Raw genomic sequence first — 20,372 nt, forward strand, 5'->3', positions numbered from 1 at the left:
GAGCGCGGGTCTGATGACAGTCTCGCTTGTTGCGATTGGATGCGGCGCGCTCGTCAGACGCCGAAAAAAGAGGTATGGCGCGCCGAGGAACCACTAAAGAATGTTCGGTTATCTATTCGGCCATCCAGCTAGAAGTAGCGCAATGCATCTTGCGCATGGCATAGTGCCGGCATCTCAACGACGGAGGTGCGAATGACGCCCCTGGAATCCTTGCAAGCAAAAATCCAAAAACTGCAGAACCAAGCAGACGCACTCATCGCGAAGAAGTCGAGTGCTGTAATCGAGAAGATTCGTGAATTGATGTCAACGCACGGCCTGACAACTGCCGACATCGATGCGGATGCTGGTGGCAAGAAACGTGGACCGAAAGCCGCAGCTAAATCTGCGGTCATCGCCAAGTCGTCCGCTGCGAAATATCAGGACCCGAAGACAGGGGCTACATGGTCCGGACACGGACGCGCGCCGGGTTGGATTGCGAACGCGAAAGACCGCAGCAGATTCCTGATTGAGGGTAGTGCCGATTCAGTTGTCGCTGCAGGCGTGGCAAGTGCGAAGAAGGCCAAGACTGCGGGCAAGAAGGTCTCGTCGTCAGTCAGCGCCGCTGCTGGCACGCGTCAGCCGAAAGGTCCCCAGCCGGCTAAGTATCGCGACGCGAAGTCCGGTGCGACTTGGAGCGGGCGCGGTCCGGCTCCGGCGTGGCTGTCTGGCGCCAAGGATAGGGCGAAGTTCCTGATTGCCGGTGCGGAAGCCGTTGCTGCGGTGGCGAAGACGGCTACTACCGAGAAACCCGCAGCGAAGAAGGTGGTAGCTCCCAAGAAGACTGTCACCGCGAAACCTCCTGCCACCAGCAAGAAGGTTGTAGCGAAGAAGGTCGTTGCCTCGCCAGCGAAGCGTCCGGGCGCGAAGAAGGCGGCTGCCAGGAAGATTACGGCGGTCAAGGCGCCTGCTGCAAATTCCGATGTCACCGCGGTGCCGGAAGCCTCGGTCGAATTGAGCGCGTAATTGAGCGATTGGCGATTGATGGCAGCCGGAGGGAACATACCCGTCTCGCTGGCGTCGGCTTGCACGATTGCCATAAACTTGCCGGCTTGGTAGTGCAGCGCGAAGGCAACCGCACTGCAGCGTGAATCTTGACTCGACCGGTTCTATGATAGGACGCAGTAACTGTCGATAGCGGAGTTACGCGTCCGTCCACGTCTGCGTACTCCCCTATTTTTTCGTTGATTACCGCCCGGGAGATTGACATGGGCAACGCGATGAAGGTCGTCAAGGACGCATACGCCGCCTTTGGTCGGGGCGATGTTCACGCGCTGCTGGCCCTCATTCCGGCTACCATCAACTGGCGAGTGGTGGGGCCCGCCAGTCTCCCGTATGCCACGATATGTCGTCACGCGACCAGAGGTGTAGCGATATTTCGATGACCTTTTCTCGGCTGAAGATATCACCCAGTTCGAGCCCCGTGAATTCATCGACGCGGGCGAGCACATTGTCGTAATCGGTTTTGTCGCTGCGACCATCGTGAATGGAGCCAGGAGCGACTGCACGTCAATTTGCTGTCCCTGCAGCAGGAGCAACCTGGCGTGAAGCACCGTGTTTTCAAGAACCAGTTTCGCGGTGCTTAGCAGGTACAGCGCGTGGATGTCGGACACCGACATGTTGCCAGCTTCGACCTGGCGATGACGCTCGACGAGAGAAGTCATAACGAGGCGTCGAAGTTCTTGCTCTCCAAACGGAAGGTCCGCTAGTCAATCGGGTCGTTGGCTTCGACTTCTCGCAGCATGTCCACAAGCGTTTCTGTGCTCACTTTGAGCCTGATGTTTCGGTTCGATGCTGGCGCAGCGAGAGCAAACCATCGCTCGTTGCGCCAGAAGGAGGACCAAGCTTCACTCACCTCCGGTGTGCTGTTCATGTCCGCCAGCGTTATTACTCCCCGCCTCTCGGTCGAGTTGCAGAATTCTCTCTAGCGTACATCTCCTGTTTCTGTGAATGCCCCTTGGTGAAGTTGAGCCCCGCCTTATCCTGAGCGAGGCCATCAGACACGTTCCGAAGCATCGTTAGGTGCCCCTCGGAGCCAGCGTCGCCCGTCAGCCGTTCGCCTCAGGGCGCTAACTTCGCCACCCTGTCCGGTGTCTCAAGGCTATCCCACAGTACCGGTTGTCCCGCGACCGCTGCCGTTGATGTCCGACCAGTCGCGCGGCTGCACCGCGGAACGGGCAGCACTATGTATACCGCGCAACAGGGGTGATGATTTCGCATGGGACGCGCTGCGGGCAGAAATCTGGCCGCGTGCGTGGGAGATTTGCCTGCAAAAAATTTTCGAAGGCGGGAGGCGACTCGCGAGAAGCTGAGGCTCGGGGATTTGCTGCATGGTTGGGAAGCGGAACTTCTCTGTTTGCTGCTGTCCTATGACTCTGTTGGACTGGTCGGCCAAGCGCGCAGTTTCTCAATGTTATCGAATCGGTCTTCAGCGGGATGGCGCGTGCAATTATTCATAATAGTAACTATACGTCGACCGTTGACGCTATGACGGCTATCGACCGCTACTTTCATGAGCGAAACGATTATTTCCAGAGACATCCAAAAAAAGCGCTGGAAATCATATTTGGGTAAAGAACGTACGCCAAGCTCTTTTTCCGAAAGCAATAACTGTAAAGACCCCGCGTATCGGTGATGGGTGGGCAAATGCACTCTTCCTCAGAATCCGTGTACAAACAAGACAGGTTCGAGCAAAACGTCTTCGGTCAGAGGCAAGCGAAAACTTGGTGCGTGATGACCGTCTACCAAAGCAGACTTATGGTTTAGATGGGGCACGGAAGCCCGGAGGAGGAGGCACATCTCATCTTGACGGCCGTTAGGTCGCAACAAGCTAAGATTGGAGGTATTACCTGCTTTCTGGACCTCACCGTGAAGCTAGACCCTGTCTCTCTCAACCTCTTCATTGCCGTAATTGAAGAAGGAAGCATTGCAGCTGCGGCAGAGCGAGAGCATATTGCCGCGCCGGCGATAAGTAAGCGCATCACGGCGCTTGAAGATACGCTGCGCACCCAACTCCTCACCCGACATCACAAAGGCGTCGAACCCACCGCAGCCGGCTACGCGTTATTGAATCTCTCCCGCCGCGCGGTAAATCTCCTCGATGACATCCACGCTGAGATGCTCGACTTCGCGTCGGGCATTCGTGGGCAGGTGCGCGTCTTTTCCAACATCTCTGCCATTACCCAGTTTCTCCCTGACGACCTCGCGACGTTTCTCGAGACACATCCTGCCGTCGAGATACGTCTCGAGGAGAGAAATAGTCTAGTAACGGTGAGGTCGGTGGCTGAGAACGCGGCAGACGTTGGCATCTACACGGTTGAACCGCATGGCGAGAGTATTGAGACGTTGCCCTACGAGGAAGATGAGTTGAGCGTCATCGTGCGCAGTGACCATCCGCTTGCAGGCCAAAAGAATGTTCGTTTCGAGGAAACGCTCGCGTGGGACTTCGTCGGGCTTCGAACCGGCAGCGCGATTAACACCCAGCTCACGCAGACGGCTATCCGGCTTCAGAAGGACTTTCGACTGCGCATCCAGGTCACGGGTTACGACGCTCTGTGCCTGATGGTGTCGTCGGGACTTGGTATCGGCATCGCGCCGCGGAACCTCACCAAGCTGTTCGTCAAGCGTCTCGGTATCACTGAAGTGCCGCTTGCAGAGCCGTGGGCGAAACGGAAATTGGGCATTGCAATCCGGAAACGCGAGAGTCTGTCACCAGCCGCAGAGAGTCTAGTGTCCCATCTTCAGGTCCGAGCGGCCGCGCGTCACGCCTCATAACCTGGTCAGCCATAACGGTTCGTTACGGCTGGCTGGCCAATGATTGCTTCACGAAAACGTCACGCCTGCCCATCATCTGTTCCATCGGCACCGCATTGGAGCCGCATCAAAATGGAGACATGTGATGAGCAAATCCACCTATCAAATCGCGCTGTTGCCGGGCGATGGCATCGGTCCCGAGGTCGTCGACGCGGCGGTGCGTGTGTTGCAGGCGGGCATCGCCGGCAAAGGCATTGAAGTCGAACTGAAAACCTACGAAGCGGGTGCGGGTTTGTACCAACGCACCGGCGAGTCAATGTCTGAAGCCGACGCGCAGGCGGTCGGCCAAGCCGATGCTGTTCTGCTTGGCGCAATGGGCCTTCCCACAGTTCGCAAAGCCGACGGTACCGAGATTGCGCCCCAAATCGACCTGCGTGAACGTTACGGCCTCTTCGCGAGCTTGCGCCCCTGCGAGCTCTTCCCTGGCGTGCCGACCCGCGTCAAGGCGGAGAGGGTGAACATGCTGGTCATCCGTGAGACGACAGAAGGTCTCTTCGCCGGCCGGCACGATAAGCAGGAAGCCAGCAACGAAGCCGTCAGCGACCGTCTCACTATCACCCGCGCTACCAGCGAGAAGCTGTTCGAAGTCGCGTTCCAGCAGGCGAAGCAGCGGCGCGCCACCCACGGCACGCCCGGCCACGTCACGCTGCTGGACAAGTCCAACGTCCTTCGTAGCAACGCATTCCTGCGCAAGGTCTTCGATGAAGTTGCAGAACGCCATCCCGACGTCGACACCGCGCGACTCTATATCGATGCTGGTTCGATGATGTTCGTGACAAACCCGGAACGCTACGACGTCGTTGTGACCGAAAACGTCTTTGGCGACATCACGTCGGAAATCGCGGCCGGTGTCGTGGGCGGTCTCGGTGTCGCGCCGTCGGGCGACGTGAGCCTGAAGCACGGCATCTTTCAGCCGAGCCACGGTAGCGCTCCGGACATTGCCGGCAAGGGTGTAGCCAATCCCGTCGCGACGATTCTCTCGGCCGCGATGATGCTCGAATGGCTCGCACAGCAGCATGGTGATTCGCGCTGCATCGATGCCGCCTCTGCTATTCGTCACGCCACCGCAGCGATTCTCCAGGATGGCCCCCGTACGCCCGACCTCGGTGGCAAGGGTACGACCGGGAGCGTTACTGACGCCATCGTCGCCGCGTTGAAGAACTGAGGAGCATCGAAATGGCAAAGGTAGCGATTGTCGGCTGTGGTGCCATGGGTTCCGTCTATGCGGGACTTATGGTCAGCGCGGGTCACGAGGTTCACGCAGTCTGCCTCTGGCCGGACCATGTGGCTGCGATGCAGGAGAAAGGCTTGCGCGTCGAAGGCGCGAGCGGCGACCGGACAGTGCCGATTCACGCCAGCACGACGACGGACGGAATCGGCGAGTGCAACCTCGTCATCATCGCCACCAAGGCGTTCGATGTCGAAGCGGCTGCCCGGGCATCGGAGCAGTTGCTCGGACAGAAAACCGTCGTACAGACCATCCAGAACGGCTTGGGCTCGGCGGAAATGGCGGCAGCCATCCTCGGGGCGAATCGTATCGCAGTAGGCGTCGTCGGAGGGTTTGGCGCGTCAATCCGTGCGCCTGGCCATGCTCACCATAACGGTATGGAAATGATTCGATTCGGCGCATACCAGGGCTTGCCGGCCGAAGACCTCGAAGCATCGGCTGAAATCTGGCGTTCTGCTGGGTTCAAGGTAGCCATCTTTGAAGACCTCGACCAGATGGTCTGGGAGAAGTTGATTATGAACGTCGCTTTCTCGGGGACGACGTGCGCGACGGGCATGACCATCGGTGAAGTGATGACGAATCCAGACGCGTGGAGCGTTGCGCGGGGTGCCGCGCTCGAGGCAATCGCGGTCGCCGAGGCAGCGGGTGTAAAACTTGATGTCGGTGACCCGATTGAGCACATCCGCAAGCTCGGCAACAAGATTCCTAACGCTCGCCCGTCAATGCTGCTCGACTACAACCTGCGTCGGCGCGGCGAGGTGGACGCCATCAACGGGTCGATTTCACGCGAAGGCCGCAAGTACGGCGTGCCGACGCCGGTCAACGACACCGTGGTGGCAATTATCAAGGCGCGCGAAGTCGGTTTTACGGATTGAGCGGGCTATTGCCGCCTTCTCAATTGGCAAGTTTGAACGTCTGCGCAAACCTGGGTGTGGGTGTCGCCGAAAGACGCGACTGAGCACTCGGGTTGCCCTCACACACAAAAATATTCCGGAGACAACCATGTTCTATCAACACGCCTGTACAGCATGCTTCGCTGACCGTTTGCCTGCGCCGTCCACATAACAAGATAAGCGAGCTCCAAGGCTTACTGGGACGAGTCATCTTGCCGGCAATACCTGCCGGAAACCACATCATGGTCGCCACGTTATCCACGTCGGCGTATCTGTCCTTTACCAGAGACATAAGGGGACGTTCATGCAAACCAACAAGGCATTGGCTGGAGGCGCAGAAATGCGCGATGCCGAGTCAGCGCTCATGCTGAAGGTCAAGCTTCGCGTGATTCCGCTCGTTATCATCTGCTATCTGTTCGCGTGGTTCGACCGAATCAATATCAGCTTCGCCAAGTTTCACCTGCAAAAAGAACTTGCGCTGAGCGATACGGCATACGGACTCGGTGCAGCACTCTTCGTCGTCGGCTACGTCGCGTGCGAGGTTCCGAGCAACCTTTTCCTGTATCGCGTGGGGCCCCGCAAGTGGATAGCGCGCATCATGATTTCCTGGGGCATCGCTACGGCATGCATGGTGTTCGTCAAGAGCGAGGGGCAGTTTTACATCGCACGATTCATCATCGGCGCAATGGAAGCAGGCTTCGCACCTGGCGTTCTTTACTATCTCTCAACGTGGTTTCCAGCCAAACACCGTGGTCGTGTAAGTGGATTGCTCTTTCTCGCGCTTGCGTTTTCGGGAATTCTGGGTGCTCCGCTCTCTGGATTCATACTCGGCCACTTCGAGGGGGTAGGCGGGATTGCTGCTTGGCATTGGATATTCCTCATTGGAGGACTTCCCTGCGTGCTCCTCGGATTCGTTGTGTTGTGGCGCTTTGACGATAAGGTCGAGGATGCGGCCTGGCTGACCAGCGAAGAGAAGAGGCTGTTACGTTCCCAACTCGATTCAGATGCGAAGAAGGCGGAGAGCCACTCATTCCTTGGCGCGCTGAAATCGAAAGCCTTCCTGATTCTGGCCCTTGCGTATTTCCTCGTGCAGATTGCGTCCTACGGCATGAATTTCTGGATGCCACAGCTCATCCGCTCGTCGGGGTTGCATGACCCTACGATGATTGGCCTGCTCACCGCGTTACCGTATCTCTTTGGAGGTTTCGGCATGCTTGTGATGGGCAAGCTGGGTGACCGTACGGGCAATCGTCGGATTGTGTTCGCGAGCTGCATTCTTCTGACTGCCGTGGGTTTCCTGGGCGCAGGCGTGTTCGCCAACGATACAGTCATGCTCATCATTTCGCTGATTGTGCTGGGCACCGGCATGCTGACTACCATCCCTGCCTTCTGGACGTTGCCACCGAAAGTCGTTACGGGCGTAGGCGCAGCCGGCGGGATAGCGCTGATTAATTCCATTGGACAGCTTGGCGGAATTGTTAGCCCGGTCATGGTTGGCCGTATCAGCGATATGACGGGGGGTACCACGCCCGCGCTTTATACAATCGTCGCGCTTTGCGTTCTGTGTGCGGCACTAGCCATCTGGGCGTTTCCTGCCCAGCTTCGCGCAAAGGACGTTTAAACGCCGTGACTGACGATGGCCCTGCTGCTGCGTCGAGCAGCAGTCCCATCGTGCGCATAGATGCCACTGCAAACACGGCGCTCCGCCTCGTCGAAACGCGCTACGGAGACCCCGGCTCTCAAAAGCCTTATTGGCATTGGCGGCTATTCGGTAACGACAACGGTGTTTGCCATTCGGTCATGCAGCGCTTGCCTACGCGGATTGAACGGAACCCGTAGAAATCCCGCTCCGCATATAGCGAAGGTGAGCATGTAGCCCGCTATGCGCAAGAAAGCTTGCCTGACCGTCATTGGCAGACCTGTATCCGCATCCACGATTCGCAATCGCAAGGCGCGCTTACCGGGAGACGTGCCCCATACCGCCCAAAGAATGCCAGTCACGAGAATCGGGACACACTGGCCTACCACCAGCCATAAAATAAGGGTCGAAGTAAAGGCGTCAGGCGCCAGCAAACAGGTCTTGAGTTGACGGTCCGAGAGGCACAAGAAGCACGATGACGGTCCACCAAAGAGAATCAATGAACAAGGCACGGGCGCGCTGGGAATAGGTGGCGTAGCGCATGGTAATGTCGGATTCTCCATGCGATTGCAGCATCAGTCAGTTGGCCTTCGTCCAGCGTTTCATCTTAGCCTGAGCAGGTGCTGCGAATGCAACGTCGTCGCCGCCGAAACAATTGGTGCGTAGGGTGTTTGTAATATTATGACGGGGTCGTCAACACCAAAGCGTCTCCAGTACTCTGTTCAATGCCCCATTCTGTTGAAATTTCTGCCGCCGTTATCTTTGCCCTTGCGCTCATTCACACGTTCGCCGTAGCACGCATTGAGAGGCTCTCGCACCGTTTTCCGCGGCATGCGGGTGTCTTCCACTTCCTCGCGGAGGTGGAGGTCGTCTTCGGATTCTGGGCGCTGATTCTGTGTCTCGTGATGTGGCCGCTCGTCGGGTCGCACGCGACCATCGAGTACCTGGAGCATCGTGAGTTTACGGAGGCGCTGTTCGTCTTTGTCATTATGGTGGTCGCCGCGAGTCGACCCATTCTCGTACTGGTAACGACCATTGTGATGCGGCTCGCGCGGTTTCTGCCTGTGCGCACTGAGGTTGCCGTTATCTGGTTCTCCCTGTCCGCCGTTCCCCTCCTGGGCTCCATCATCACAGAGCCTGCGGCGATGACACTCGCTGCGCTATTGCTGCGCGACACGCTGTTCTCCGCGCGAAGTTCCGAGCGGGTGAAGTATTTCGGCCTGGCGTTGCTTTTCGTGAATGTGTCCATCGGTGGGGTCATGACGGCGTATGCAGCACCGCCGGTGTTGATGGTCGCAAGTGCCTGGGGTTGGAGCACCGGATTTATGGCAGCCACCTTCGGATGGAAAGCAGCGCTTGCAGTTGTTTTCAATGCTACGGCTTTCGTCGCCCTGATTGCCAGGAGCGTGCCCACGCCCCGGGGGAGCGAGGGTGGTACAACCTCACAGTCCCAACACGTGCCGGTTGGCGTCACGCTAGTTCATCTCGCGTTTCTCGCGCTGGTCGTCATCAACTCGCATCACGCTGTCGTGTTCGTCGGGGCGTTCCTCTTTTTCCTGGGGTACACGCACGCTTACGAGCGCCACCAGTCGCCTCTCATGCTGCGCGAAAGCCTTCTGGTCGCTTTCTTCCTCGGTGGCCTGGTTGTGCTCGGCGGACTACAGCAATGGTGGCTTCAGCCGATTGTGCGTTCCATGGATGCGCTAACACTGTATTTCGGCGCAATAGGCCTGACGGCAGTCATGGACAACGCTGCCATCACGTATCTCGGGTCGCTCATACCCGGGTTATCAGACAGCGCAAAGTACCTGCTCGTGGCAGGAGCGGTGACGGGCGGAGGATTGACGGTGATTGCAAATGCTCCGAACCCGGCCGGCCTCGCGATACTTGGAAACCGGTTTTCAGGAGGCGCAGTGAGTCCGATGAAACTGCTTGGCGCCGCCCTTCTGCCGACCATAACAGCGGGCGTCGCGTTCCTGCTCCTGTAGACGCGCCTTTTGCCTTGCAAGATGCAGCAGACAGACAGCGTTGAGATGTGCCTTGACGTCAGCCGGCGTGTCGCCTTTTTTCGCATCCCAATCCTCGGCCGACTACGGCCACTGCAGCCGCAGGGGCGCGTCGACGAGCAGCCAACGAAACACATCAGGGAGACGACGCATTTGCTGCTCGGATACCGATTTCGGCTGCCATTGTGGCTCCATTCTTGGCCGGCCGTATATTGAAGCGCCATCCAACCCCACGCCTTGCATCGATAGGGCTAGGCAGTGCTCCTTAGCGAGGTCCATTAAATTAGAACTGGTAGAACTGGGCGGCATAAGTTGTCGTTGACCGCAAAGAGACCAGCGAGCAAATGCGACACGGCAATGCTGCGTCAGGCCCGCTCTATGTTTCGCCCGACGATAGCCCACGCAATCGACGGCGCAGCGCCTTTCCCGCATTAACCGTGGCTATCGACCCACGCGCGACACCACGCAAGGCCTGCTGATTCTGCCTCTTCATGAGTATCGAATGCGTCGAGCACCCCAGACGCTGCTACAACCTTCGAGTCGCGCATAATTGTGCCGCTGCTGGCGAAGCGCTCCGGTCGCAAGATGTCGTCCTGCTGAAGGATGGCATGGCCCCACAGCGTGTATCCACGGTATCTGTCAGTCTGCATCTGTCGACCCTTGTCGGTCCTCCGTCCGCTTCTCATCAATGATTGCCTAAACTCGAGCGGCTCGACAAGTATCTACTGCCTGAGCCGTGCAGTGTCGATTCCTGCCATCTTCGACGTAGCGTCAATCACCTTCAGTTCCTGACCAAAATCAAGCGGCCATTCCTCACCGTCGCATCGTACCGTCATGCCGTTATGCATAGAAATCAGATGACGCGCTTTGAACAGGGCGTCCACAAGCTTTGATTCCCGTTCGGCTTCCCGAACCCATTCGTCTGCTCTCATGTTGAAGTCTCCGTCTGGATGAAGCATGCGGCCAACATCAGCCTCCGAGCGAACGCATTTGCGGCATCGACGGACTGTTTCTGGGCGCGTCCATCGTTCAAGCCGCAAAAAAGTGTCAGTTCACTCCTACGGATTTGCGTGTACGATACTGTATAAATATACAGGTTTTTGGGTTGCCAATGTCTACCGCTACCGTTTCTGCCGAGGAGATACACCCGTCGCTATGGCGGGCGTCGCAGCTCGCCCGTAGTCGCGGAAGGGTTGTCGAAACTGGGTATCCAGCGCTGTCGGCAGAGCTGCCAGGTGGCGGATGGCCAGTAGGAGCGCTGGTCGACCTGCTGGTCCAGCAAGCCGGCGTGGGTGAGCTCCGGCTCCTGCGCCCGGCCCTCAGTGCCACAGGTAACCGGCCGGTTGCGTTCGTCCAATCACCGCATACCCCTGACGGCTTGGGGCTCAGCTACATCGGGTTGTCTCTGGACCAGGTGCTTCGCGTGAAGACGCAGAAAACTGCGGATGCGCTCTGGTCGGCGGAGCAGATTCTTCGCGCCGGCAGCTGCGGCGCACTGATTTTCTGGACGCAGTACGCCCAGGCTTCTTCGCTTCGTCGTCTGCACCTTGCTGCCCAGTCGTCGGAAACGCTGTTCATCATGGTGCGGCCGCTGGCCTGTGCACAGGACGCGTCGCCTGCGCTCCTGCGGCTCGCGCTCAGACCATCAGCCGAGGGTTTGACCGTCGACATCGTGAAACGACGAGGGCCCTCCCGCGCAGAGCCTCTGTCGATTCCCCTTCAACCAACCCCTGTTCTGTTTTCCCGCCATGCGCGTCTTTCTCGCCGTCCACTTGCCGAAGTTGCCGCTCGAGGTCTTCAGACCGAAGTGGTCACATGAACCTGCTCACGGCAGCGCCGTGCTTGAGAAAGACAGGGTCGTCATTGCAGATGCCACTGCGCGTCTGGCTGGCGTGCGTCTTGGAATGAAACGCGGTGGGGTACTTACGCTGTCCCCTGAGACGGCGATGCATGAACGCGACATTTGCCGGGAAAGCGCTGCGCAGCGCGAGGTTGGTATCGCGCTGATGCGTTTCTCGCCCGAAGTCGCACTGCTCGACGAAGCGACGGTCGTCGTCGAAGTCGGCGCGAGTTTGCGCCTCTTCGGTGGCTTGCTTGCATTGAGTCGTGAAGCGAAAGCCGTCCTTGGTGCTCTCGGTTTCACCGCGCGCATCAGCGCGGCCCCGACGGGCCAGGGTGCCTGGTTGCTCGCGAAATACGGGAACCGTCGAGTTTTGAAACTCGCGTCGCTAGAGCATCGGCTGTCCGCATTGCCAATGGCCGCGGTCCCTGAAGTCCGTCCGTTTTTCGACTGGTTTAATGGTCTGGGCTGCGAGACCATAGCGGACATACGGCGCCTGCCCCGCGCAGGGCTGCAACGCCGGTGTGGCGAGCACCTTCTGGATTCTCTCGACCGGGCCTTCGGCACGGCGCCCGAACTGTTCGACTGGCTGGAGCTGCCGCCAACCTTCTCCGCGCGGCTTGAGATGCCGGACCGGCTTGAGCACGCAGACGGAGCAGTGTTCGCTGCGCATCGACTGATTGTGCAGTTATGCGGGTGGCTCTGCGCCAAGCAACTCGCAGTCACCGGCGTTCGCCTTTCACTTGAGCATGAGCGCGGACGCGACGCGATTGAGCCGACCATCGTCAACATTGCATTGGGCGAACCGACATGGCGTGAAGAACATCTGGTCAGACTGGTGAAGGAACGGTTGCATCGCATCGAATTGGTCGCGCCGATGATTGCTTTGCGCCTCGATGCTACGAACGTCGAATCTGCGGCGCCGGCGTCCGACATGCTATTCCCTGAACCGGGCGGCTCAAAAGAGGACCATCAGAAGCTGCTCGAGCTGCTTGTCGCGCGGCTGGGCGAGGAAAACGTTCTGCGGCCGGCGCCCACGGCAGACCACCGTCCCGAAATCGCAAACCGCTGGATTCCAGTCACGCAGGAGAAAAAGTCAGACACCCTCCCGGATGGACTTCCTAGGCCGACCTGGATGCTCCCTACGCCCGTCCGCCTGCTGATGCGCAAGCACCGCCCGTTTTATGGCTCGCCGTTGCGCATGGTGTCGCCTGGCGAGCGGATTGAAGCCGGTTGGTTTGATGGTGAGCTCGTCACGCGTGATTATTTTGTCGCGCAGGGCGAAGACACGAGCTGCTACTGGATTTACCGTGAACGCGTCAGTAGCCGTGACGCTGAAGAAGACCAGCGCTGGTTTCTCCATGGCCTCTTCGGATGATGTGCTGTGGATACGACCTTCAATATCCTTCCGGCTTACGCCGAGCTTTTCTGCCGGTCGAACTTCTCTTTCCTGAGAGGCGCCTCGCACGCAGAGGAGCTTGCCGAACGCGCGGCGCAGTTGGGTTACTCAGCGCTCGCCGTAACGGATGAGTGCTCACTGGCTGGCGTGGTGCGCGCTCACGTCGCCGCGAAGACAGCGAAGCTTCCTTTTATCGTCGGCGCCTACTTCAAGCTGGTCAACGCCGACGGGTCGCCGGCGTTCGGAATTATCCTGCTGGCGAAGAATCGAGAGGGATACGGCAACCTGTCCGAACTCATCACTCTCGCCCGGACACGCGCACCGAAGGGCGAATATCGACTCACGCCTCAGGACCTGTCGCGACCAGAGAAGGAATATCGCCATCTGCTGGGAGCGCCAGATTGTCTTGCGATTCTCGTCCCCGACTTCCCCGCAAAAGAGGACGTGCTGGAAGCGCAGGTCGAATGGCTCGACGACACGTTCACGGGTCGTGCATGGGTCGGTCTGGTGCTACATCAACGCGCAATGGACGACATCCATCGTGGTGCGGTTGAGTTTGTCGCTCGCAACTTCGATGTCCCCGTAGTTGCGCTCGGCGACGTTGTCATGCATGTGCGCTCCAGAAAGCCGCTGCAGGACACTATGACTGCAATCCGTGTCGGCAGGCCCGTTCATGAATGCGGCTATGAACTCGCGCCCAATGCTGAGCAGCATCTGCGCTCACGGTTGCGGCTGGCCAACCTGTATCCGGACGATGCGCTCGCCGCGACTGTAGACATTGCGAATCGCTGCACTTTTTCGCTCGACGAGTTGCGCTACGAATATCCCGACGAACTTGTGCCAGTGGGCATAACGCCGGCTGCGTATCTCCGGCAGGAAACATATATCGGCGCGCAGCGACGCTTTCCATCAGGCATTCCGCACAAGGTACAGGAACAGATTGAATACGAGCTGGACCTGATTGGAGACCTGCAATACGAGCCGTACTTCCTCACCGTCTATGACATCGTCCGTTTCGCGTGGAGCCAGCACATACTGTGTCAGGGTCGCGGCTCTGCTGCCAATTCAGCTGTGTGTTACTGCCTCGGTATCACGGAAGTCGACCCTGCCCGCGGCAGTATGCTTTTTGAACGCTTCATTTCGAAAGAGCGTGGCGAGCCACCTGACATCGACGTGGATTTTGAGCACCAGCGGCGCGAGGAGGTGATTCAGTATATTTACCGCAAGTACGGTCGCGACCGCGCAGCAATCGCAGCTGCGGTGTCAACATATCGGCCACGCGGCGCGCTACGCGAGACGGGAAAGGCACTCGGCGTCGACCCGCAACTTGTCGACCTGGTTGCTAAGAGCCACCATTGGTTTGACACAAGTGAAGACCTCTTAAAGAGATTCGCGGAGTCGGGTCTTGACCCGGAGAAGCCGCTCATTCAGGCATGGGCAAGACTTGCCTCTCAGTTGCTCGGCTTTCCGCGGCACCTGTCACAGCACTCTGGCGGCTTTGTCATAAGTCGCGGCAAGCTCACGCGCCTCGTCCCGGTTGAGAACGCAGCCATGGCAGACCGCTCCGTTATCGAATGGGACAAGGACGATTTGGAATCGCTTGGACTTTTGAAAATCGACGTGCTGGCGCTCGGGATGCTGTCTGCGATTCGCCGCACGCTCGACTTAGTTTCGGAGCAGCGCGGTGAACGCTTCGAAATGCAGGACATCCCCTCTGAAGACCCCGCAACATACAAGATGATTTCAGAAGCGGACACCGTCGGCGTTTTTCAGATTGAATCTCGCGCGCAAATGTCCATGCTGCCGCGCATGCAGCCCCGCACGTTTTACGACCTCGTCATTGAAGTGGCGATTGTCCGGCCGGGCCCGATTCAGGGTGGTGCTGTTCATCCATACTTGCAGCGCCGCCAAGGTTTCGAGCCAGTGACGTATCCGAGCGATGCGCTCAAGACGGCGCTTGGGCGAACACTTGGAGTGCCAATTTTTCAAGAACAGGTGATGCAGATTGCCATCCTGGCAGCTGGTTTCTCCCCGGGCGAGGCCGATGGTTTAAGAAGAGCCATGGCCGCCTGGAAGCGCAAAGGCGGTCTGGAAAAATACTACAACCGGATAGTGGTTGGGATGCAGGAACGTGGGTATGACCTTGCCTTCGCCGAGTCAATTTTCGAGCAGATTAAGGGCTTCGGTGAGTATGGCTTTCCGGAGAGCCATGCTGCCAGCTTCGCGCTCCTTGTCTACGCGAGCAGCTGGTTGAAGTGCCATGAACCTGAGGCGTTCCTAGCTGCGATGCTGAACTCGCAGCCAATGGGTTTTTACTCGCCGTCGCAGCTAGTGCAAGACGCTCAGCGCCATGATGTCAGGGTATTGCCAGTAGATGTCTCCGTCAGCGGATGGGATTCGTCACTTGAACACGGTGCTGGCGCGACCCGACCGGCTGTCCGTCTCGGTCTGTCGCTGCTTCGCGGCATGAAGGACGGTGCTGCAGAACGAATCGAGACCGCTCGAGCGGTGCGGCCGTTCGGAAGCGTTAGCGACCTTGCCCGCAGAGCGCAACTCGACCGAAAGGACCTGCACGTCCTTGCTGACGCAAACGCGTTGGCATCTCTTGCCGGAAACAGGCGGGAAGCTCTTTGGCAGTCGGTCGCGGCCGTGCCGGACAAAGACATGCTCGCAATAGCGGCTGTTGAGGACGAGACACCTGAACTGGGCGCGCCGACGGAGGCGCACGACATCGTCGCCGACTACCGTTCAGTCGGTCTTACGCTTGGTCGACATCCGCTCGAGCTGCTGCGGCCGCAACTGCTCGCAAATCGCTTGATGCCAGCTTCGACGCTGCGTACGTACCGCGACGGACGGCTGGCGCGAGGCTGTGGTCTTGTTACCGTACGGCAACGGCCTGGCACAGCAAAGGGGGTGATGTTCGTGACGCTAGAAGACGAGACCGGCAACGTGAATGTCATCGTGTGGCCCAGCCTGCTTGAGAAGCAGAGAAAGGAAGCGCTCAGCGCATCGCTACTTGCCGTGTATGGGACGTGGCAATGCCAGGGTGAGGTTCGACATCTGGTTGCGCAGCGGCTGGTCGACATGTCGCATCTCCTTGGCGGTCTGATTACCGCGAGCAGGAACTTCTGCTGAGCGGACGCAAATGCGTATCATGAAAGGACAAAACGGAGGCATTCATGTGCTACTCAGCCCAGGTTCTCGCGGACTATCGGAAATTCGTACGCGCTTTTGGCGCCCTGATGGACATTCACGAGTTCGCCCGTCTGTTTTTTGAGCGCGCCGAGGGCATCAGCAGAGCGAAGATACCAAAAGCCATGGAAGAAGCCTTTTCCGAACCACAGGATGATGCAGAGCGCGAAATCAAAGCTGCCATCGACAAGTTCAACTCAGCCCAGTCTTTGAAGCTTGAGCAGGACCTGTTCAAGCAACGTAAGCGTCTGGCAGACGCGGGACGGACACTGCAGACAAAAATCACCAAAGCAGCGACAGAAAGCCAGCGAATCGCCACCGACAAAATTGCATGGACCAAGGGAAAACTCGAAGACTTGCAACGAACCGACCTGCAACCGCGGGACTCGCGCATATTTCCGGGCCACTATGCCCCAGTGATGGTGATGGAGAACGGGCGACTCGTCGTCAAACCGATGCGCTATCAATGCCGGATTGCGGGCAAGCCGGCGTCGTACGATATAAAGTATCCTGGCACCTACAATGCGCGCCGGGATAGCCTCGAAGGTTTCTGGGCACCATGCTTTGGACGCACGCATGCCGTCCTTCTCGTCGAAGTCTTCTACGAGAATGTGAGCAAGGCGAAGTTCGAAAATACGTTACTTGAGACTCACGAGCGCGATGAGAATGTCGTTCTCGAGTTTCGTCCGAGCAATGGGGAAGTAATGCACGTCGCCTGCCTGTGGTCACGGTGGAGCGCGCCGGGGCAGCCGGACCTGCTGTCGTTTGCGGCCATTACGGATGAACCTCCTCCTGAAGTAGCCGCTGCAGGACATGACCGGTGCATTGTTCCCATCAAGCCGGAAAACGTCGATGCGTGGCTCAACCCTGACCCGAAGAATCTGGACGCGGTGTATGCAATTCTTGATGACAGGGACCGGCCGTACTTTGAACATCGACTTGCGGCATAGCGATTGGCCAGGCAGACATCGGGCGCCAACGTACCAGGCGCCTGCCTCTCTCAGACAGTTCGCATTTCAGCGCAAGGTCACAGAACGCCTCACCTGTGGTGGACTGGCTTGAGCAACTGGAAGGAAACCTGGATGATACGCAAGACGCTCAATGCCTCGCAGCTTCAGCAGGAGGTCAACCGGCGAATCCATCGACTGCAGGAAATCGTCGAGGATGGCGTGAAGATTCGCGTGCCGCGGCCGCAGTTGCAAGAGGCTGACAAGACCGGCTGCAACTGGAACATGACTCACTTCGGTAATGCAGTCGGCTTCGAGCGCGACATCGAGGACGTGCTCAAGGTCGCGCGTGCGGAATACAATCTCGGTGCCGAAGTGAAAGACACCGGCAACCCGTTTGGGGGCTAACCGCGAAAGACATCGATTCGTTGTTCGTTCTTGATGGTGCCTGACGTTGCGATGGCCCGCGTCGTTTCAATACCCGCGCCATTCATGATGCTCGCGCCACTCGTGCTCACGCCATTCCTGGCGGCGCCACTCACGTTCACGCCACTCGCGACGTTCGCGCCATTCACGGGCCCGCCAGTCGTCGTCGCCGCCGTACGCGACGGCGACAGGTGCGGGAGCATACACGACGGGAGGCGGCGGTGCGTACACTGGCTCTGCCGGCGCATAGACGGCTCCAGGTATGCCCAATCCGATGGCGACGTCGACGTGTGCCGATGCTGCTGTTGATGCTGCCAGTACTGCCAGACCGAGCGCTGCGCCAAGAATTTTCTTGTTCATCTTCGCTACTCCTCGCACATTGAGTGCAATGTCAGTGACTACGGCTCGGAATGTAAGGAAGGGTGTCGGACACAGGTGAAACGGCGGTGCGAGATTGGTAACACGGCATTACCTTGCCATCGCCGAGCGCGAGCCCCCTAGGCATCTCAGGGACCCGACGAGGCCGACGCATCACTTGTCCGCAGATAGAGCTCGCCATTTATCGAGCAGGACCAGCATGTTTCGAGGCCAGTTTTTGGGGTCCCGACGCTGGTGACGTGGCTGACGTACTCACCTATCAACCAGAGCTGGCGTATGGCAACGAAGTTGTACATTGCGCCGACGTCCGAATCTACCATGCCGGCGACGGACCGGTAGCCGTCCAGAAATGCCTGCCAGACCTGCTGGGCCTTCTCGTCCGGCTCAGTGAGACTGCTCTGAAGGAGCCTGCCCCATAGATAAACCGCTATGTCGTAGGTCTGATAACCTGGGCCACTGTCATCAAAATTGAAGGCGGCTCCTTAAAGGTTTTCGACCGACTTGGACGAGTTCTCAGCGTTTCGCCCAACGCCCTGCGGCGCGGCGATACGGCGGCGACCACGCAAGCCAGACGCCATAAATTCTAGGCAGACACGTCGGCCGCGGGGCGCACCGGCGAAGAGCACGTCGAACGCTCAAAGCATCATCGCTGCGTGCCCCGCTGCACCGACAGGCGTAAAGGCGCACTTACAATCCCGCAGAGAGCCCTACACAGGAGTGGAGCGTGACCGCAACGACACCGCGTTATTCGCCGGAAGCGACACTGCGCCGGCGCCAACGTAATCACGAAAAGTGGGTCGCTGCAGCGAAGGAAGTTCATGGGGCCGACCGGTTCGACTATGGGCCATCTGCGGCGCGGTTCTGCAAGCAGAAGGACCCCGAGGTTGACCTAATCTGTCGGACTCACGAGACCGCTTTCGGTGTGCTGCCGATGGACCACCTGCGCTACAAGGGCGGCGGGTGCCCCGAGTGCGAACACACTGCGCGAAGTGTCGGACGTATCGACGAACAGCAAGCAAAGTTCATGGCGTGGTTCGAGGAGAACCTTGCCGCGCGGCTAGCGATTGAGACACCGTTTGCGGGGATGACGAAGGACATTCGCCTCAGGTGCCTGATACACGACAGGCTCGAGACTACCAAGCCGACCTATTTGATGGTGAGCGGCACGTTCGGCTGTAGGCTGTGCGCGAGGGAAAGTCAGGCGACCGGCAACCGGCTTGAGGAGCAAGCGCTCCGCGACGAACTGGAGCCGACACTTCCGAGTCACATCCAGTATCTGGGCAGCTACTTCGACCTGTCCCATCGTTGCACAAAGATTCGCATCGAGTGCGCGAGCCACGGTAAGCGTGACGTGCGGGCCGCCTATCTGAGGAGGTCCAGCCACAAGTGCCCCGACTGCGGAAACGAGAACGTCGGGCAGGGCGCCTATCGCCTTCGCCGCCTGCTGGACACCGGCGAAGAGGGCCGGCTCACGTGGGTGGTAATCGGCGAGGTTGAAGTGTTTGGCATCCGCTCGGTGAAGGTCGGTATCACAAGCAGGACCCTTTCAGCGCGCTACAGCTGGTACCTGAAAAAGACGTTTTTTTCGGCAAGGCTGCGAGAGATTGACGCCCTCATAATCGAGAACCGGGTCCATCGGACGTTCGTGCAGCATAAGGACCCGCGCATCTTCAAGGCAGGAATGCGCAACGGCAAGCGATGGGGCGGCGACACAGAGTGCTACTGGCCGAAACGGCGTGGAGAAATAGAGGCCTTCGTCCGGGCTTTTGTCGACAATCTCTCCGCGCAAAAACCCGACTATTGGGCTGAGTATGAGACGTTCGAAACTCCGCAATGGGGAGTGATAGACAAGAGCCGGGAAAAGAACCTGACCAACGTTCCGCGGCCGGTGGTGTGTCTCGACACCGGCATCACGTACGCGTCAATCGCCGAAGCGTCTCGCGCCTTGAATCTCAGCAACATCTCGTCGGTGCTCACGGGCAACCGGCGGTTGGCGGGGGGATTCCGATGGGCTTACGCAGAAGAAGCGGAAGCCAAGGCACACGAAGAGCTACGGGACAGGCAATACACTAGCCGACGCGTTCGATGCGTAGAGACAGGCCAAGTCTTCGCGAGCCTGACGGAAGCGGGAAAAGCAAAAGGAATCAGCAGCTCGCACATAACATCCGTCTGCAAGGGTCGTCGCCGCCAGGCCGGCGGTTTACGGTGGGAGTACTTGGTTGCTGACACCGGCGCGAAAGTCGGCGGTCCCACTCAGGGCGACCTCTTTGACACGACACTAAAAAGCTGAACCTCGCTGGATTCTTAAACACAGCGAGGACATACATGTACCCGAACACCGTGGGCGGCCCGCATGCATCCAGTGGCGACCGCGGTCATAGGCGTGTCGCGGCAGAAACTTTTCCTTCAGTGTTGAAAACAACAAGCGCCCCGAGGATTCAGACACCTTGCGTCGCGGGCGATGGTCCCGCTGTCTGCGCGTCGTTCCGGCGCAGGAGGTCTTCCTGCCGATGTAGTCCGTCACCGAAGACGCCATACGCCTCGCAGCGGCAAGTGTCTTCGGAAGAGGTCGAAG

The 20,372-nt window shown here is 58.7% G+C and carries 15 protein-coding genes and 1 pseudogene; 12 read left to right on the forward strand and 4 right to left on the reverse strand.

The genetic code is table 11. From position 1 onward, the window contains the following. Positions 1-192 precede the first annotated feature (192 nt). Entirely contained in the window at positions 193-1,002 is an 810-nt protein-coding gene (locus B0G80_RS17635) for an H-NS histone family protein (protein WP_116118815.1), read from the forward strand. Between the two features lie 512 nt (positions 1,003-1,514). On the opposite strand, the pseudogene B0G80_RS46880 reads toward B0G80_RS17635, so the two are convergent. Next, positions 1,515-1,780: pseudogene (locus B0G80_RS46880) on the reverse strand (hypothetical protein); the annotation flags it as partial. Between the two features lie 1,124 nt (positions 1,781-2,904). Here B0G80_RS46880 and B0G80_RS17645 point away from each other — a divergent pair. From B0G80_RS17645 to B0G80_RS17660, 4 genes are all read left to right on the forward strand, one after another. Continuing rightward, complete coding sequence (locus B0G80_RS17645) at positions 2,905-3,810, forward strand: LysR family transcriptional regulator (RefSeq protein WP_116119732.1); 906 nt, start codon at positions 2,905-2,907, stop codon at positions 3,808-3,810. Positions 3,811-3,934: 124 nt separating this feature from the next. Then, positions 3,935-5,014, forward strand: a complete 1,080-nt coding sequence (locus B0G80_RS17650; protein WP_116118816.1) for an isocitrate/isopropylmalate dehydrogenase family protein — start codon at positions 3,935-3,937, stop codon at positions 5,012-5,014. Between the two features lie 11 nt (positions 5,015-5,025). Beyond that, complete coding sequence (locus B0G80_RS17655; protein ID WP_116118817.1) at positions 5,026-5,952, forward strand: ketopantoate reductase family protein; 927 nt, start codon at positions 5,026-5,028, stop codon at positions 5,950-5,952. A 322-nt stretch (positions 5,953-6,274) separates the two neighbouring features. After that, positions 6,275-7,591 carry an MFS transporter gene (locus tag B0G80_RS17660; RefSeq protein WP_116118818.1) on the forward strand — a complete coding sequence of 439 codons (1,317 nt, stop codon included), beginning with the start codon at positions 6,275-6,277 and terminating at the stop codon, positions 7,589-7,591. A 143-nt stretch (positions 7,592-7,734) separates the two neighbouring features. Here the strand turns inward: B0G80_RS17660 and B0G80_RS17665 are convergent, their stop codons facing one another. Further along, a complete protein-coding gene (locus B0G80_RS17665; protein ID WP_258878899.1) occupies positions 7,735-8,172 on the reverse strand; it encodes an RDD family protein in 438 nt (145 codons plus the stop codon). A gap of 162 nt (positions 8,173-8,334) precedes the next feature. Between B0G80_RS17665 and B0G80_RS17670 the strand changes: the two genes are divergently transcribed. Next, positions 8,335-9,597: a putative Na+/H+ antiporter gene (locus tag B0G80_RS17670; RefSeq protein WP_116118819.1), complete on the forward strand. Its 1,263-nt coding sequence runs from the start codon at positions 8,335-8,337 to the stop codon at positions 9,595-9,597. A gap of 740 nt (positions 9,598-10,337) precedes the next feature. Here the strand turns inward: B0G80_RS17670 and B0G80_RS17680 are convergent. Further along, positions 10,338-10,547 carry a hypothetical protein gene (locus tag B0G80_RS17680; RefSeq protein WP_116118821.1) on the reverse strand — a complete coding sequence of 70 codons (210 nt, stop codon included), beginning with the start codon at positions 10,545-10,547 and terminating at the stop codon, positions 10,338-10,340. 179 nt (positions 10,548-10,726) lie between these two features. On the opposite strand from B0G80_RS17680, the gene imuA reads away from it, so the two are divergent. The 5 genes from imuA (at position 10,727) to B0G80_RS17705 (ending at position 17,401) form a co-directional block, all read left to right on the forward strand. Next, a complete protein-coding gene (gene imuA, locus B0G80_RS17685; RefSeq protein WP_116118822.1) occupies positions 10,727-11,434 on the forward strand; it encodes a translesion DNA synthesis-associated protein ImuA in 708 nt (235 codons plus the stop codon). After that, positions 11,364-12,833: a DNA polymerase Y family protein gene (locus B0G80_RS17690; RefSeq protein WP_181919974.1), complete on the forward strand. Its 1,470-nt coding sequence runs from the start codon at positions 11,364-11,366 to the stop codon at positions 12,831-12,833. Before imuA ends, B0G80_RS17690 begins: the two co-directional genes overlap by 71 nt. A gap of 6 nt (positions 12,834-12,839) precedes the next feature. Continuing rightward, the gene (locus B0G80_RS17695) at positions 12,840-15,989 is read left to right on the forward strand and encodes an error-prone DNA polymerase (RefSeq protein ID WP_116118823.1); all 3,150 of its coding nucleotides are present in this window, start codon (positions 12,840-12,842) and stop codon (positions 15,987-15,989) included. 44 nt (positions 15,990-16,033) lie between these two features. Continuing rightward, on the forward strand, positions 16,034-16,996 hold the full coding sequence (locus tag B0G80_RS17700; protein WP_116118824.1) for an SOS response-associated peptidase family protein: 963 nt from the start codon (positions 16,034-16,036) through the stop codon (positions 16,994-16,996). A gap of 132 nt (positions 16,997-17,128) precedes the next feature. Further along, positions 17,129-17,401, forward strand: coding sequence for a hypothetical protein (locus B0G80_RS17705; RefSeq protein ID WP_116118825.1), 273 nt, complete (start codon positions 17,129-17,131; stop codon positions 17,399-17,401). Positions 17,402-17,467: 66 nt separating this feature from the next. Here B0G80_RS17705 and B0G80_RS17710 read toward each other — a convergent pair whose 3' ends face one another. Then, positions 17,468-17,779, reverse strand: coding sequence for a hypothetical protein (locus B0G80_RS17710; RefSeq protein WP_116118826.1), 312 nt, complete (start codon positions 17,777-17,779; stop codon positions 17,468-17,470). A gap of 742 nt (positions 17,780-18,521) precedes the next feature. On the opposite strand from B0G80_RS17710, the gene B0G80_RS17715 reads away from it, so the two are divergent. Continuing rightward, positions 18,522-20,087 carry a hypothetical protein gene (locus B0G80_RS17715; RefSeq protein ID WP_116118827.1) on the forward strand — a complete coding sequence of 522 codons (1,566 nt, stop codon included), beginning with the start codon at positions 18,522-18,524 and terminating at the stop codon, positions 20,085-20,087. Positions 20,088-20,372 lie beyond the last annotated feature (285 nt).

The organism is Paraburkholderia sp. BL6669N2, from assembly GCF_003387275.1.
In the GTDB taxonomy this organism is placed as follows: Bacteria; Pseudomonadota; Gammaproteobacteria; order Burkholderiales; family Burkholderiaceae; genus Paraburkholderia.